This is a genomic window from Variovorax sp. Varisp53 (genome assembly GCF_059491555.1).
In genome coordinates this window covers 1,427,086-1,442,115 of the sequence record NZ_CP168512.1, presented here as the reverse complement: position 1 = coordinate 1,442,115, position 15,030 = coordinate 1,427,086, and the positions used below count along the sequence as shown (strand labels likewise).

16 protein-coding genes are annotated in these 15,030 nt (G+C 65.2%); 4 read left to right on the top strand and 12 right to left on the bottom strand.

Annotated features, from left to right (window positions below):
• Positions 1–24 precede the first annotated feature (24 nt).
• A complete protein-coding gene (locus ACEOAB_RS06520; protein WP_007830493.1) occupies positions 25–585 on the bottom strand; it encodes a YggT family protein in 561 nt (186 codons plus the stop codon).
• Between the two features lie 49 nt (positions 586–634).
• Here ACEOAB_RS06520 and ACEOAB_RS06515 point away from each other — a divergent pair, with 49 nt between their 5' ends.
• The 4 genes from ACEOAB_RS06515 (at position 635) to ACEOAB_RS06500 (ending at position 4,757) form a co-directional block, all read left to right on the top strand.
• Positions 635–1,279 (top strand): LON peptidase substrate-binding domain-containing protein, encoded by a 645-nt coding sequence (locus tag ACEOAB_RS06515; RefSeq protein WP_413748689.1) that lies wholly within the window; start codon positions 635–637, stop codon positions 1,277–1,279.
• 123 nt (positions 1,280–1,402) lie between these two features.
• Entirely contained in the window at positions 1,403–2,965 is a 1,563-nt protein-coding gene (gene lysS / locus ACEOAB_RS06510; RefSeq protein WP_413748688.1) for a lysine--tRNA ligase, read from the top strand.
• 2 nt (positions 2,966–2,967) lie between these two features.
• Complete coding sequence (locus tag ACEOAB_RS06505; RefSeq protein WP_413748687.1) at positions 2,968–4,239, top strand: Hsp70 family protein; 1,272 nt, start codon at positions 2,968–2,970, stop codon at positions 4,237–4,239.
• Positions 4,236–4,757 (top strand): M48 metallopeptidase family protein, encoded by a 522-nt coding sequence (locus ACEOAB_RS06500; protein ID WP_413748686.1) that lies wholly within the window; start codon positions 4,236–4,238, stop codon positions 4,755–4,757. The genes ACEOAB_RS06505 and ACEOAB_RS06500 overlap by 4 nt, the downstream gene beginning before the upstream one ends.
• A 113-nt stretch (positions 4,758–4,870) precedes the next feature.
• Here ACEOAB_RS06500 and ACEOAB_RS06495 read toward each other — a convergent pair whose 3' ends face one another.
• From ACEOAB_RS06495 to lepA, 11 genes are read right to left on the bottom strand one after another with little or no spacing between them, the layout of a single operon-like run.
• Positions 4,871–5,737, bottom strand: a complete 867-nt coding sequence (locus ACEOAB_RS06495) for a DUF7164 domain-containing protein (RefSeq protein ID WP_413748685.1) — start codon at positions 5,735–5,737, stop codon at positions 4,871–4,873.
• A 21-nt stretch (positions 5,738–5,758) separates the two neighbouring features.
• Complete coding sequence (locus tag ACEOAB_RS06490) at positions 5,759–7,105, bottom strand: glycosyltransferase family protein (RefSeq protein ID WP_413748684.1); 1,347 nt, start codon at positions 7,103–7,105, stop codon at positions 5,759–5,761.
• A 3-nt stretch (positions 7,106–7,108) separates the two neighbouring features.
• A complete protein-coding gene (gene nagZ / locus ACEOAB_RS06485; protein WP_413748683.1) occupies positions 7,109–8,203 on the bottom strand; it encodes a beta-N-acetylhexosaminidase in 1,095 nt (364 codons plus the stop codon).
• Positions 8,200–8,592, bottom strand: a complete 393-nt coding sequence (gene acpS, locus ACEOAB_RS06480) for a holo-ACP synthase (RefSeq protein ID WP_413748682.1) — start codon at positions 8,590–8,592, stop codon at positions 8,200–8,202. Before acpS ends, nagZ begins: the two co-directional genes overlap by 4 nt.
• Before the next feature lie 13 nt (positions 8,593–8,605).
• Positions 8,606–9,382 (bottom strand): pyridoxine 5'-phosphate synthase, encoded by a 777-nt coding sequence (locus tag ACEOAB_RS06475; RefSeq protein ID WP_413748681.1) that lies wholly within the window; start codon positions 9,380–9,382, stop codon positions 8,606–8,608.
• Positions 9,379–10,152, bottom strand: a complete 774-nt coding sequence (gene recO, locus ACEOAB_RS06470) for a DNA repair protein RecO (protein WP_413748680.1) — start codon at positions 10,150–10,152, stop codon at positions 9,379–9,381. Before recO ends, ACEOAB_RS06475 begins: the two co-directional genes overlap by 4 nt.
• A 1-nt stretch (position 10,153) precedes the next feature.
• Complete coding sequence (gene era / locus ACEOAB_RS06465) at positions 10,154–11,119, bottom strand: GTPase Era (protein ID WP_413748679.1); 966 nt, start codon at positions 11,117–11,119, stop codon at positions 10,154–10,156.
• A 7-nt stretch (positions 11,120–11,126) separates the two neighbouring features.
• Positions 11,127–11,813 carry a ribonuclease III gene (gene rnc, locus ACEOAB_RS06460; protein ID WP_007830481.1) on the bottom strand — a complete coding sequence of 229 codons (687 nt, stop codon included), beginning with the start codon at positions 11,811–11,813 and terminating at the stop codon, positions 11,127–11,129.
• Between the two features lie 17 nt (positions 11,814–11,830).
• On the bottom strand, positions 11,831–12,199 hold the full coding sequence (locus ACEOAB_RS06455; protein ID WP_413748678.1) for a DUF4845 domain-containing protein: 369 nt from the start codon (positions 12,197–12,199) through the stop codon (positions 11,831–11,833).
• A 34-nt stretch (positions 12,200–12,233) separates the two neighbouring features.
• Positions 12,234–13,199, bottom strand: coding sequence for a signal peptidase I (gene lepB / locus ACEOAB_RS06450; RefSeq protein WP_056586727.1), 966 nt, complete (start codon positions 13,197–13,199; stop codon positions 12,234–12,236).
• A 6-nt stretch (positions 13,200–13,205) separates the two neighbouring features.
• Complete coding sequence (lepA, locus tag ACEOAB_RS06445; RefSeq protein ID WP_007830478.1) at positions 13,206–15,017, bottom strand: translation elongation factor 4; 1,812 nt, start codon at positions 15,015–15,017, stop codon at positions 13,206–13,208.
• Positions 15,018–15,030 lie beyond the last annotated feature (13 nt).

Here is a 15,030-nt window from a genome sequence, read left to right as displayed (position 1 = left end):
CCCGGGCTCTTTTGCTTGTGAGATTCAGAACGTCAGTTGATAGGCAAACACCAGCAGGTTGCCCAGCACGATCGCGATCACCTGCAGCACCACGATGGCCGCCAGCGGCGAGAGGTCGACGCCGCCGATCAGTGGGATGAAGCGCCTGAAGGGCCGCACCAGCGGCTCGGCCAACCGGGAGATCAGGTCAAGCAGCATCGGCGACGCGCCCGGAATCCAAGACAGCACCGCATAGACCACCAGCAGCGCGGTCAGGCCTGAGACGGCCAGCTGCATCAGCCCGACCAGCGACACCAGTGGAAGGGTCGCGATCCGTCCCAGGTTGCCGGCAAGCAGCCACAGCAGCAGGAACTTCAGCAACACCAGCAGCCAGGCCGCTATCAGGCTGGCCAGGTCCCAGCGTTTCACCGACGGCACGATGCGCCGCAGCGGCAACACGATCCAGTCGGTGATGGCGAACACGAAGCGCCCGAGCGGATTGCCGAACGGCACCCGGTGGTACTGCATGTAGAGGCGCAGCAGGCAGGCGCCGCCGAGCAGGCCGACGATCACGTCGAGGAGGAACGAGGGAATCTGATAGAGCATGGGGCGCAGCCGTGAGCGGAATGCGATGATAGCCACGCAAGGCTCTTCGATGACGACACTACCCCTTTTGCATTCACTGCCATTGTTCCCGCTCGGTACGGTCCTGTTTCCGGGCGGCCTTCTTCCGCTGCGCATCTTCGAGGTCCGCTATCTCGACATGATCGGCAAGTGCCGCAAGGCCGACGCGCCCTTCGGCGTGGTGAGCCTCACCAGCGGCAGCGAAGTGCGCAAGGCCGGCGCCGATGCGGAGAGCTTCGCCGCCATCGGCACGCTGGCGATGATTCGCGAGTTCGAATCGCCGCAAAGCGGGCTGCTGCAAATCGAATGCGTGGGCACGCAACGCTTCCGGGTGCGCGACACCGAGTTGCAGAAGCACGGTCTGTGGGTCGCCGAAGTGGAGGCCGTGGCCGACGATGTCGCGCTCGAAATTCCCGACGACCTGAAGCACACCGCCACGGCGCTGCAACGCCTGATCGACACGCTCGAGGAGCGGCGCCGCGAACAGGGCGAATCGGTACGGTTGCCCATCGGCATGCCGTACCTGCTCGACGATTGCGGCTGGGTCGCGAACCGGTGGTGCGAGTTGGTGCCGATGCAGCTCGAACTGAAGCAGCGCCTGATGGAGCTCGACAGCCCGCTGATGCGCCTCGAACTGGTCAGCGATCTGCTCGCACGTACGGGCATTGCTCAATAGATCGCTATATTTTTCGTAGCGCATTACGCAGGATCGGCGGGCATTGGACAGCGGCTTCGCCTGAATTCGATCGGCTAAAATGCCGGGCTCGCGCACGCTCCCGTTGCGCCTCACCCGCTCCCCATGTCCGATCACCTGACCCCTCCCATTCCCACGCCCGCTGCAGCGCCCGCCTCTGCGCCAGCCGTCGACGACAACCAGCTCATCGCCGAACGCCGCGAGAAGCTCAAGCTGCTGCGCACAGCGCAGACCGAGGGCAAGGGTGTCGCGTTCCCGAACGACTTCAAGCCAGGCCACCGCGCCGCGGCACTCGTCGAGGCACACGGCGCCACCGAGGCCGAGGCCCTCGAAGCGCAAGCCGTTTCCGTGAGCGTGGCCGGCCGCATGATGCTCAAGCGCGTGATGGGCAAGGCCAGCTTCGCGACCGTGCAGGATGCCACCGGCCGCATCCAGCTGTACGTGACGCGCGACGCGGTCGGCGAAGACGTCTACGCCGATTTCAAGCGCTGGGACCTCGGCGACATCGTGGGTGCCGAAGGCACGCTGATGAAGACCAAGACCGGCGAGTTGTCGGTCAAGGTCACGAAGCTGCGCCTGCTTACCAAGAGCCTGCGCCCGCTGCCCGACAAGTTCCACGGAATGGCCGACCAGGAGCAGAAGTACCGCCAGCGCTACGTCGACCTGATCACCGACGAAACCGCCCGTGTGCGCTTCACCGCGCGCAGCAAGGCAGTGAGCGCGCTGCGCGAGTTCATGGTGGCCAACGATTTCCTCGAAGTCGAGACGCCCATGCTGCACCCGATTCCGGGCGGCGCGAACGCCAAGCCTTTCAAGACGCACCACAACGCGCTCGACCAGGAAATGTTCCTGCGCATCGCGCCCGAGCTGTACCTCAAGCGCCTGATCGTCGGCGGCTTCGAGCGCGTGTTCGAAATCAACCGGAGCTACCGCAACGAGGGCATCTCGGTGCGGCACAACCCCGAGTTCACGATGATGGAGTTCTACGCGGCCTACTGGAACTACCGCGACCTGATGGACTTCACCGAGACGCTGATCCGCACCATCGCCGACAAGGCCGTGGGCACGCAGCAGCTCACTTACGGCGGCAAGGCAGTCGACCTCACGCAGCCCTTCGAACGCCTGACGATCCGCGAAGCGATCCTCAAGCACACCGACGCCGGCGACGGTGTGGACGACAGCGCCTGGCTGATCAATGCATTGCGCAAGATCGGCCTCAGCGAAGAGAAGGACAAGCTCTCGCAGCGCAGCCTCGCGAGCCTGCAGGTGATGTACTTCGAGGAAACTGTCGAAGAGAAGCTCTGGCAGCCGACCTTCATCATGGAGCACCCGACCGAGATCTCGCCGCTGGCGCGCGCCAACGACGAGCGCCCCGAGGTCACCGAGCGCTTCGAGCTCTACATCACGGGCCGCGAATTCGGCAACGGCTTCAGCGAGCTGAACGATGCGGAAGACCAGGCCGCACGTTTCAACGCGCAGGTCGCAGCCAAGGACAGCGGCGACGACGAAGCCATGTATTACGACCATGACTTCGTGCGCGCACTCGAATACGGCATGCCGCCCACCGGCGGCTGCGGCATCGGCATCGACCGGCTGATGATGCTGCTGACGGATTCGCCGAGCATCCGCGACGTGATCCTGTTCCCGGCGCTGCGCAGGGAATCTTGAGCGTGCAGTTACCGTCGTCGCTGCCGACGATCGGCATCGACTTCGGCACCTCCAACTCCGCCGTGGCCTGCCGGGTCGACGGCGAGGCCCGCTTGCTGCCCATCGAAGGCGCGGCCACCACCCTGCCCACCGCGATCTTCTTCAACGCAGAAGACCGAACCACGCATTTCGGCCGCGACGCCATCGGCCAGTACCTCTCGGGCACCGAAGGCCGGCTCATGCGCTCTCTGAAGAGCCTGCTCGGCAGCGCCCTGATGCAGGAGAAGACCGCCATTTACGACGGCCTCGTGAGCTTCGAGGACATCATTGCGCGCTTCTTGCGCGAGCTGGCCGTGCGCGCCAGCCGTGAACTCGGCCAGGTGCCCGAGCGCGTGGTGATCGGGCGACCTGTGCACTTCGTGGACGACGATCCGAAGCGCGACGAGCGTGCCGAGGAAAGCCTGCGCCACGCGGCACGCGCAGCGGGGTTCCGCGAGATCGCCTTCCAGCTCGAGCCGATCGCAGCCGCGTTCGACTACGAGCAGCGCATCGCCAAGGAATCGATCGTGCTCATCGTCGACATCGGCGGCGGCACCTCCGACTTCACCGTGGTGCGCGTCGGACCCGAGCGCGCGACGCGCGAGGACCGCAGTGACGACGTGCTGGCCACCAGCGGCGTGCACATCGGCGGCACCGACTTCGACCAGCGCCTGAACCTGGAGCGCGTGATGCCGCAGTTCGGCTTCCGGCACCACGGCCCGCAGGGGCGCGAAGTGCCCAGCAAGGTGTTCTTCGAACTCTCCTCCTGGCACCTGATCAACTGGCTCTATGCCGCCAAGGCCGTGCGCCAGGCGAAAGACCTGCGCACGAGCTACAGCGACGCGCGGCTGCACGACCGGCTGATGACCGTGCTCGAAGAACGGCACGGGCATCGCATCGCAAGTGCGGTGGAAGCGGCCAAGATCGATGCGTCGATCACCGACGCCGAAACTGCCATCGACCTCGGTTGTGCCGAGCGCGGGCTGGTGGCCTCGCTCACGCCGGCCGACATGGCTCAACAGTTGGCCGGTTCGCTCGAGAACGTGATCGCCTGCGCGCACGCCTGCGTCAAGCGCGCGGGCCTGCGCAGCGGCGACCTCGACGCGATCTACCTCACCGGCGGCTCTTCCGCACTTCGGCCGTTCCAGCACGCCCTGCGCAGGAGCTTCGCGGGCGTGACCCTGGTCGAGGGCGACCTGTTCGGCGGCGTGGCTACGGGGCTGGCCTGCGCGGCGCGCACTGGGTACCGGGCATGAAATACCTGGCGGGCTATCCGGCGCCCCTGCTGGATCAGGTCCGCCAGCTGATGGCCGAGGACAAGCTGGCCACGATGCTCGTCAAGCGCTATCCCGACGGGATGCACAGCGTGCAGACCGACCGCGCGCTCTACGACTACGTGAGCGACCTCAAGAGCGAGTTCATGCGCAAGGCCGAGCCACTGTCGAAGGTCATGTTCGACAACAAGCTGCACGTGATCCGCAACGCGCTCGGGACACACACCACGGTTTCGCGCGTGCAGGGCGGAAAGCTCAAGGCAAAGCGTGAAATCCGGGTGGCGAGCCTGTTCAAGGGCGTGCCGTTGGCTTGGTTGCGGATGATCGTTGTGCACGAACTCGCACATACCAAGGAAAAGAGTCACGACAAGGCCTTCTACGCGCTATGCGCGCACATGGAGCCCGACTACCATCAGCTCGAATTTGACCTGCGGCTCTACCTGACCCACTTGGACACCGGCGGCGAACCGCTCTGGTCGACGGCCTCGAAGGCGCCGTGACCGCCCGCCTTTCCCTTTTCCACGGATCGACCGCACCCATGTCCACCCCGCCGACCGAAGCCATCTGCGAGACGCTGGCGCGCATCGGGCGCTGAAGACTTCCCGCGTCTTCCTCAGTCCACCGCGGCCCTGACCTGCTCGACGTCGGCGACGGCCAGCCAGTGGCAGTAGCCGCCCGAGGTGCGCCGGTCGATTTCGTCGAGCGCCATGCCGGCATATTTGCCAGCGCGGTACTGGTGCTTGGACCAGTACTGGTCGGTGTGCCACGCATGGATGTGCAGCACGTCGCTGCCCAGCGCGCGGCTCGCATAGGGCAGATGGTCAAGCAGCCCCAGTGAACATTGCTGGGGGTAAGTGCGACGCAGGGCCAGTTCGCCCGCGTACATCGTGACGACGTTCTTGCACCAGCCCGGCCATGTACCCTGGAAATGGCGAAACTCCTCGTCGAGCAGCTTGTTGCAGTAGTCGAGTTGGGACTCCACGAAATTGCAGACGAACTCGGACGGCCCGAGCACCGAAGCGCCGACGTTGTGCAGGCCGGAATGCGGGAAGCCCCAGCGCTGGCTGCACTCGGACAGCTTGCGGCGAACCTCTTCTTCATAGGCGTATGCGCCGAAGCCGAAGCACAGGCCGGTCGGCGTGAAGTTCGTGAGCGCCGGCGTGACGAAGGTATCGCAATCGGTCTTCAGCAGGGTGTCGTACTTCCGGCACTCCTCGATCACGGCCGGCTCGCACAGGTTCGCCACGGAATTGATGTAGCCGTAGCCGTTCCAGTCGGCATTGCGCTGCGCGTAGGGCTCGCTCGGAATCACGACGATCCGCTCGTCCTGGGGCAGTGCGCCGACCGCGTCCGGATGGCAGACGGCGATGATCCTTGCACGCGAGAACAGGTTCGAGAAGATCATGCTTTTGTAGAGCCATGAAAACTCGTCGATGATTTCCCGTTTGTTGTCGATGTAGACCAGCACGCCCATCGTCATGTCGTTTCCTTTCGCCAGCTGCTATCGGATCCGTTGCGAGCGGGCATCCATCGCTGCCATGTACACGGAGCGGTAAGGCTCGCCAAGATTGATGAAATGCACCAGCAGGGTGTCTTCGCTGGCCAGATGCGGCGGCGTGTTGATGCTGAGGTTGTCAAGGATGTTCTGCTCGCCGACGAGGCCCTCCTCCATCAGCACCTCGTTCGTGTAGTACTGGTCGCCCTGGCTGCTGTAGACCGCCGACTTGTCAGCCACGCCGCCGATGCGCTCCCAGATGCGGTCGAGCAGGCGCGCGTTGCCGGGCGTGTTCCGAAAGCCCATGACGCCAGAGTTGAACTGCCAGGCGCCGACGTCCTTGGCGAGCAGCAGGTCGCGGCCTTCGAGCAGTGGCTCGATGCGTTTCGCCTGGTTGTAGAAAACGACATCCGCATCCACCCAGATGACCCACTCATGACGGGCCAGGTGCTGGTTGATGAGCCAGCTCCGGATCCAGGAGCCGTTGATGTTTGGACCGATGGATGCGGGAATGTCGCGGTACACGTGGTACGCATGGCCATGCCTGTCGCAATAGCGGCGCACATTGTGCTCGGACACGCGAGCGTAGCTCCGGATATGCGGCGTATAGAGCGTCAGAAAGGCGATGGACGCCTCCGGGTTGTAGCTGTCCACCGCCGCCGGCGATACCTCCGGGTACGCCGGCTCCTGCAGGACCGGGCGCCCCTGGGTCAGCGCCTCGTTGACCTGCTCTGCCAGCAAGCGCTGCAGGTTCAGATCGTGCAGCATGTCCTCGCGCAGTTCGCCCTCCACTTCGACCGGCAGCGGTCCCAGGTTGACCACGAAGATCGACGCCTGGTACCACTGCGCAATGCGCCAGGACACGTTGACGTAGAGCCCCTGCTCCATGGCATTGCACCCCAGCAGGCCGGCAGGCCGCAGGCGCGCGGCCTCGTCGATGCGTTTCGCCGCCAGCGCGATCACATGCCCTGAATCGACGATCAACTGGTGCAGCATCGACCGGTTGGCAGCCGTGTTGCGCACGACCATCATGTTGGTCATGGCCAGGCCCGTCTGGCTGCCCACGGGAGGACTCTCGACCGCGAGCAGGTCACGTCCCTGCATCAGGACGTCGATCGCCACCGGGTGGAAGACCACCGAATCGCCATCGATGAAGAGCAGCCAGTCTCCTTCAGTCAGCGTGCGCAGATGGCGCAGGATCTCGCTGTACTTGGCGCTGGCGCGAAGCGCCGGGTGAAGGATGCGGTCGCTCTCGATCCATTTGTGGGGATAGCCATAGAGCCTGCAGTAGTGCGCGTGGTTGCGCAGCACCGCTTCGTCCTGGCGCTGAAGGATACTGAGGCACAAGGGCATGGCTTACTCCACAAGGCCGGGCTGGGCCAACGCGCGCTTGGCGTCACGGTAGGCCGCGGAAGCCAGCAGTGCGTCCCAGGCAATCAAGGGGCCGCTTGGCAACAGGCCCCTGCGGCGCGCTTCGCTGCGCATGTCGGGCTTCCAGCGCTCAGTGCGCGCCGCGAGAGCAAAGCCGTCGAGCATTTCATCCAGCGGCGCGCCGTCGCCAACGCTCTGGTTGCACAGCATCGCCAGATCGCACCCGGCTTCGAGCGCAGCGAGCGCCGCATCGGCATAGCTGAGCAGCCGGCCGTCGATGTAGCGGCCCGCCTCCATGCTCAGGTCGTCGCTGAACACGGCGCCGTCGAAGGCAAGGCGCTGCCGCAGGATCGCCTTGAGCCATTTCGGCGAGAAGCCCGCCGGCCTTTTGTCGACCTTCGGATAGATCACGTGCGCAGGCATCACCGCGGCGAGCGTGCCCGACAGCCAGTCGTACGGCTTGGCATCGTCGTCCAGGATGGCCTTGAGGCCGCGCTTGTCTACCGGAATCTCGACGTGCGAATCCGCATGCACGAACCCATGCCCTGGAAAGTGCTTGCCGCAATTGCGCATGCCCATCTGCAGCATGCCGTGCATCACGCTCTTGGCCAGCAGCGCGACCACGCGCGGGTCGCGGTGAAAGCTGCGGTCGCCGATGACGCTGCTGCCACCGTAGTCCAGGTCGAGCACCGGTGCGAAGCTGAAGTCGACGCCGCAGGCGCGCAGCTCGCCCGCCAGCACCTGTCCGGCAGCGGTCGCGGCCTGGGTGGCGCGCATGGCGTCGCGCATCCACAATTCGCCCAGCGCACGCATCGACGGCAGACGCGTGAAGCCGTCGGTGCGAAAGCGCTGCACGCGGCCGCCTTCGTGATCGACGCAGACCAGCAGATCGGGGCGGATTGCCTTGATCTCGGCGTTGAGCGCGGTCATCTGGGCGCGATCCCGCCAGTTGCGGGCGAAATGGATCACGCCGCCGACCAGCGGATTGGCGAGGCGCCGGCGGTCGGCGTCGTTGAGTTCGGTGGCCGCCACATCGATGATCAGCGGCGCGTGGGGGCGATCGGCAAGCCCGGCAGTCATGTTTTCTCCACCACCACGAAGCTCGCGGCGTATTCGGTTTCGTCGGTCACGGTCACGTGGGCCGTGAGGCCCTGTGCCTCGAACCAGTCCTTCAGGTCGCCATGCAGCACGATGACGGGCTTACCGCTGCGCAGGTTCGCGATTTCGCACAGCCGCCAGCTCATGGGCGAACGCATGCCCAGGCCGATAGCCTTGCTGAAGGCCTCCTTGGCGGAGAAGCGGGTCGCGAGATAGCTCAGGCCGCGCTTGGGCCAGCGAGCGCGGCGGGCTTCCCAGACCTTGAATTCGGCTTCGCTCAGCACCTTGCGGGCAAAGCGTTCGCCCTGCCGCTCGAAGGTCGCTGCAACGCGACGCAGGTCGCAGATGTCGGTGCCAATGCCGTAGATCATGCGGCGCCGGTGTTCATTGCTGCGCCTCGTCGATGCAGCGCAGGTAATCGCGCGTGGCGGCTGTGTAGCCAAGCTCGAGCGCGTCGGCCACGAAGGCATGGCCGATCGAGACTTCCTGCACGCCGGGCACCGCGCGCAGGAAGGCGGCGAGGTTGTCGCGGCTCAGGTCGTGCCCGGCATTGACGCCCAAACCCGCGGCCAGCGCCGCGCGCGCCGAATCGGCATAGCGCGCCAGCACGGCCTGCTCGTCGGGCGTGCCGCGTGACGCCGCGTAGCCTTCGGTGTAGAGCTCGACGCGGTCGGCGCCCACGGCCTTGACCGCGGCCATCATCTCGGGAATCGGGTCCATGAACAGGCTGACGCGCACACCCAGCGCCTTGGCTTCGGCGATCAGCGGGCGCAGGCGCTCGGCGTCGTCGGGGAAGGTCCAGCCGTGGTCGCTGGTCGACTGGGTTTCGCTGTCGGGCACGAAGGTGGCCTGGTGCGGCTTCAGCGCGCGCACGAAATCCATCAGGTTCTGGAACGGGTTGCCTTCGATGTTGAACTCGACGGCCGGCCAATCCTTGGCGAGCAGCGCCGACAGGTCACTGACGTCGTGCGCGCGGATGTGGCGGGCATCGGGCCGCGGATGCACCGTGATGCCGTGTGCGCCGGCGGCGAGGCAGGCCTGGGCGGCCTTCACCACGCTCGGAATGCCCAGGTGGCGCGTGTTGCGGACCAGGGCGACCTTGTTGAGGTTGACCGACAGCGAGGTGGCAGTGGCGGTGCCGGCGTGGCCTGAAGTGCTCATAGTGCTTGCAGATCTCTCATCATTTGCCGCGTGCGCAGCGTGGACACGCCGCAATGGTAGTTGAGCAAGGCGCGCAACTGGTTGCGCAGGGCACTGTTGCTACCGGCGTTCATGGTGGCAATTTCACGCAACGTGGCGGTAAATGGAGCCCGGTCGTCGAGAATGGCCTGCAGGGCCTGCCACTCGGCCCCGGTCAGTGCAGCCTCGTCGGCGGCAGCCTGGCACAATCCGGCTTCGGGCACGAGGCTGTAGCGCTCGCGGGCGGCGAGCGGTTCCAGCGTGAGGGTCTGCGTGTCAAGCGATGGCAGCAGGCCGACCCCGCGCAGCAGCAGCAGCTCGAAAGCGCGCAGCGCCGCCGCCTGGGTGGCCGCCTGGGCCTCGGCGTGGTCGCCCGCCAGCACCTGAACGACCCCGGCGTAGGCATCGAACAGCGCTTCGTGGGCGTCGTCGCGCGCCAGCAGTCGCAGCAGCAGTTCGTTGACGTAGTAGCCCGACAGCAGCGCCTCGCCGGTCGGCATGACGTGGCCGCCCATCCATTCGGCGCCCTTGAGCGTGCGGATCTCGGCGTCGCCGCCGTAGTTGAGCTGCAGCGGCTGCAGCGGCAGTAGCACGGGACGGAAGTTGGAGCTCGGCCGCTTCGCCCCCTTGGCCACGAGCGCGATGCGCCCGTGGTGGCGGGTGAAGACCTCGAGGATCAGGCTCGACTCGCTCCAGTCGTAGCGATGGAGGACGTAAGCCGGCTCGTGAGAGACGCGGTGGGCAGCGGCCACTTCATTCGTAGCCGAAGGAGCGCACGCGGGCTTCGTCGTCGGCCCAGCCCGAGCGCACTTTCACCCACAGTTCGAGGAACACCTTGGCGTCGGCCAGTTTCTCGAGCTCGACGCGGGTTTCCATGCCGATGCGCTTGATGCGCTCGCCCTTGTCGCCGATCACCATCGCCTTGTGACCATCGCGCTCGACCACGATGGTCGCGGCAATGCGCAGCAGGCGTTTCTGGCCCTTCTTCTGGGGCGGCTCTTCCTCGAACTTGTCGATGATGACAGTCGAGGTGTAGGGCAGCTCGTCGCCGGTCAGGCGGAACAGCTTCTCGCGCACCAGCTCGCCGGCGAGGAATTTCTCGCTGCGGTCGGTCAGCTCGTCCTCGTCGTAGAACCAGGGCTGTTCGGGCAGGTATTTCTCGCAGATGCCGAACAGGCGCTCGACATCCTTGGCGTTCTTCGCCGACATCGGCACGAACTCGGCGAAGCTGTGCTTCTCCTGCATGGTCTTCAGCCAGGGCGCGATGTCGCCGCGGCGGTGCACGTTGTCGAGCTTGTTGGCCAGCAGCACGGTCGGGATGCCCTTGCCGAGCAGCTTCAGCACGCGCTCGTCGGCCGGCGTGAAGCTGCCGGCCTCGACCACGAACAGGATCAGGTCCACGTCGCCGACCGCGCCTTGCACGGTCTTGTTGAGCGACTTGTTCAGCGCGTTGGCGTGCAGGGTCTGGAAACCCGGCGTGTCGACGAACACGAACTGCGTGGCGCCCAGCGTGCGCATGCCGGTGATCCGGTGGCGCGTGGTCTGCGCCTTGCGCGAGGTGATGCTGATCTTCTGGCCGACCAGCGCGTTGAGCAGCGTCGACTTGCCCACGTTGGGCTTGCCGACGATGGCGATGAGCCCACAGTGCTGGGGACCGCCGGCACCCGCGCCGCCTTCTGCGTCTTCGGGTCCGGCTACGGGATTGATAGCATCGTTCATAGTGATTTCACGCGGCACCGCGTGCCTTGAGCCGGATCAACATGGCAGCCGCGGCCGCCTGCTCGCCGGCGCGGCGCGAGCCGCCGATGCCGCGTTCGCGAAGCCCCAACTCGGGCACCTCGCACTCGACATCGAAAGTCTGCTTGTGCGCCGCGCCCAGTGTGGCAGCCACGCGATACACCGGCAGCTTCATTTTGTGGCCCTGCAGCCATTCCTGCAATTCGGTCTTCGGGTCCTTGGCCGCGGCTTCCATGCGCGGGTTGATTTCGACCGACTCGTAGAGCCGGTGCACCAGGGCCTCGGCGGCGGCAAAGCCGGCGTCCAGATAAACCGCGCCGATCAGCGCCTCGAGCGCATCGGCCAGGATCGACGGCCGGTTGGGCCCGCCGGAGCGCGCCTCGCCCTCGCCGAGCCGCAGCAGCGGCGACAGCGCCAGCCCTACCGCCAGGCGATGCAGCGTGTCCTGCTTGACGAGGTTGGCACGCACGCGCGACAGATCGCCTTCGGGCAGAGCCGACAGGCGCATGTAGAGCAGGTGCGAGACCGCCAGGTTCAGCACCGAGTCGCCGAGAAACTCGAGGCGCTCGTTGTGGTCGGCCGAGAAACTGCGGTGCGTAAGCGCGAGCTGGAGCAGCCGCGGATCGGAGAAGGTGTGCTGGAGGCGCGCCTGCAACGCGGCGAGGCTGCCGTCCACCTTTTTTGGCGCCGTGTTCAGCGGGTTTCGCCCTTGTACTTGAGCGTCAGGAAGGCGGGGCCGAACAGGGGGATCTCGCGCTCGTACGAGTACGACACGACCACCTTGTCGCCGACCTTCTTGATCTCGAGGTCCCTGCCGCTGACCGACTTGAAGTCGTCGATGGCCTGGGCGCGATCGAAAATCGCGCGCACTTCGGGCACGGTTGCCCCTTCCTTGGCCTTGTTGGCGGCCTTGTCGATGGCCTGCCATTCGATCAGCGTCGGAATGACCTGCGCGACGACGATGCCCAGGCAGCCGAGCACGGCCGCGACGAACACCAAGCCGATGAACGAAATGCCGCGTTGTTGCGCAGCCCTGCCGCGAACGAACCGATGTGTTCTCATGCCCTCATACCCCTCGAACTATGCTGATGAATGCTTATTGAAATGGACCGATGCGACCCAGATCGCCGAAGTTCATCCAGACGAAGAACGCCCTGCCCACGATGTTCTTGTCCGGAACGAAGCCCCAGAAACGCGAGTCCGCCGAATTATCGCGGTTGTCGCCCATCATGAAATAGTTGCCGGCCGGCACCTTGCAGACCACGCCTTCGACCGAGTAGCGGCAGTTTTCGCGAAACGGAAAGTCGCTGGCGCCCGGAACGAAGGACGGCGCGGCTTCGTCGTTGAGCAGCTTGTGCTGCTTGCCGCCGAGGTCTTCCCCGTATTGCTTGAGCAGGCGCATCGATTCGCTGTCGAGGTAGTCGGCATCCGCCACCTTGGATACCGGCTGGCCGTTGATCGTGAGCTTCTTGTTCAGGTAGGCCACTTCGTCGCCGGGAATGCCGACCACGCGCTTGATGTAGTCCATGCTCGGCTTGGGCGGGTAGCGGAACACCACCACATCGCCGCGCGCCAGCGGCGTTCCGTCGGTGATCTTGGTGTTGATCACGGGCAGGCGCAGGCCGTAGGTGAATTTGTTGACCAGGATCAGGTCGCCGGTCAGCAGCGTGGGCATCATCGAGCCCGAGGGAATCTTGAAGGGCTCGTAGAGAAACGAGCGCAGCAGGAACACCACCAGGATCACGGGGAACAGGCCCGCGGTCCAGTCGAGCCACCAGGGCTGCATCAGCAGCCGCTCGCTCGCCTTCGCGTCGGCCGTATCGACCTGCTTGATGCCCTGTTCGGCCAGGCGCGCATTGCGCTCGGTCAGCGAGTCTTCGAGCCTGGCGGCGGCCCGTTCGCGCCGGGGCAGGAAATAGAAGCGCTCGGCCAGCCAGTACAGCCCGGTGACCACCGTGGCCAGGAACAGCAGCAAGGCGAAGTTGCCTTCGATCGCGTTGAAATACCAGGCGCCGACATAGGCGGCAAATGCCGCGAGGACCAGGGAGGTGAGGAATGCCATTTTTGATCAGTCTTCGACTTGCAGAATCGCGAGGAAGGCCTCTTGCGGGACCTCGACGGAGCCGATCTGCTTCATTCTTTTCTTGCCCGCCTTCTGCTTCTCGAGCAGCTTCTTCTTGCGGGTGATGTCGCCGCCATAGCACTTGGCCAGCACGTTCTTGCGAAGCGCCTTGATTGTCTCACGCGCAATGATGGTGACCCCAATGGCCGCCTGGATCGCCACGTCGTACATCTGGCGCGAAATGATCTCGCGCATCTTCGACACCACCGCCCGGCCGCGGTACTGCGACTGGCTGCGGTGCACGATGATCGACAGCGCGTCGACCTTGTCGCCGTTGAGCAGGATGTCGACCTTGACCACGTCCGACGCGCGGTACTCCTTGAACTCGTAGTCCATCGAGGCGTAGCCGCGGCTCACTGATTTCAGCTTGTCGAAGAAGTCGAGCACGATCTCGCCGAGCGGCATCTCGTAGGTCAGCATGACCTGGCGGCCGTGGTAGGCCATGTTCATCTGCACGCCGCGCTTCTGGTTGGCCAGCGTCATGACGGAGCCGACGTATTCCTGCGGCATATAGAGATGCACGGTGACGATGGGCTCGCGGATCTCCGCCATCCTGCCGACGTCGGGCATCTTGGACGGGTTCTCGACCATGAGCACTTCGCCGTCGTTCTTGACCACCTGATAGACCACGCTCGGCGCGGTCGTGATCAGGTCCTGGTCGAACTCGCGCTCCAGGCGCTCCTGCACGATCTCCATGTGCAGCAGGCCGAGGAAGCCGCAGCGAAAGCCGAAGCCGAGCGCCTGGCTCACCTCGGGCTCGTAGCGCAGCGACGAATCGTTGAGCTTGAGCTTTTCGAGCGCGTCGCGCAGCGAGTCGTACTCGCTCGCTTCGGTCGGGTACAGGCCCGCGAACACCTGCGGCTGGATCTCCTTGAAGCCGGGTAGCGCCTCGGTGGCCGTGGCCGCCGCGCCACCGCTGCCGGGCTTGATCAGCGTGACCGTGTCGCCGACCTTGGCCGCCTGCAGTTCCTTGATGCCCGCGATGATGTAGCCCACCTCGCCCGCCTCGAGCGACGCACGCGCTTCGTTGGCGGGCGTGAAGACGCCGACGCTGTCGGCGTTGTACATCGCTCCGGACGCCATCATCTTGATGCGATCGCCCTTCGCGAGCCGGCCGTCGACCACGCGCACCAGCATGACGACGCCGACGTATGCATCGAACCAGCTGTCGACGATCATCGCGCGCAGCGGACCGTCGGGATTGCCGCGCGGCGCGGGCATTTTGGCGACGATGGCTTCGAGAATGTCGTCGATGCCCACGCCGGTCTTGGCCGAGCACGGGATCGCATCGGTCGCGTCGATGCCGATCACGTCTTCGATCTCGGTGCGTGCGTTGTCGAGATCCGCGTTGGGCAAATCGATCTTGTTGAGCACGGGCACCACTTCGACGCCGAGGTCGAGCGCGGTGTAGCAGTTGGCCACTGTCTGCGCTTCGACGCCTTGCGATGCATCGACGACGAGCAACGCGCCTTCGCATGCCGACAGCGAGCGGCTCACTTCATACGAGAAGTCGACGTGGCCCGGCGTGTCGATCAGATTGAGGTTGTAGACCTGCCCGTCGCGTGCCTTGTAGTGCAGCGCAGCGGTCTGTGCCTTGATGGTTATCCCACGCTCTTTTTCGATGTCCATCGAGTCGAGCACCTGCGCTTCCATCTCGCGTTCTGCGAGGCCGCCGCAACGCTGGATCAAACGGTCTGCGAGCGTCGACTTGCCGTGGTCGATGTGCGCAATGATCGAAAAGTTTCTGATGTGATTCATCAACGGGAACGCT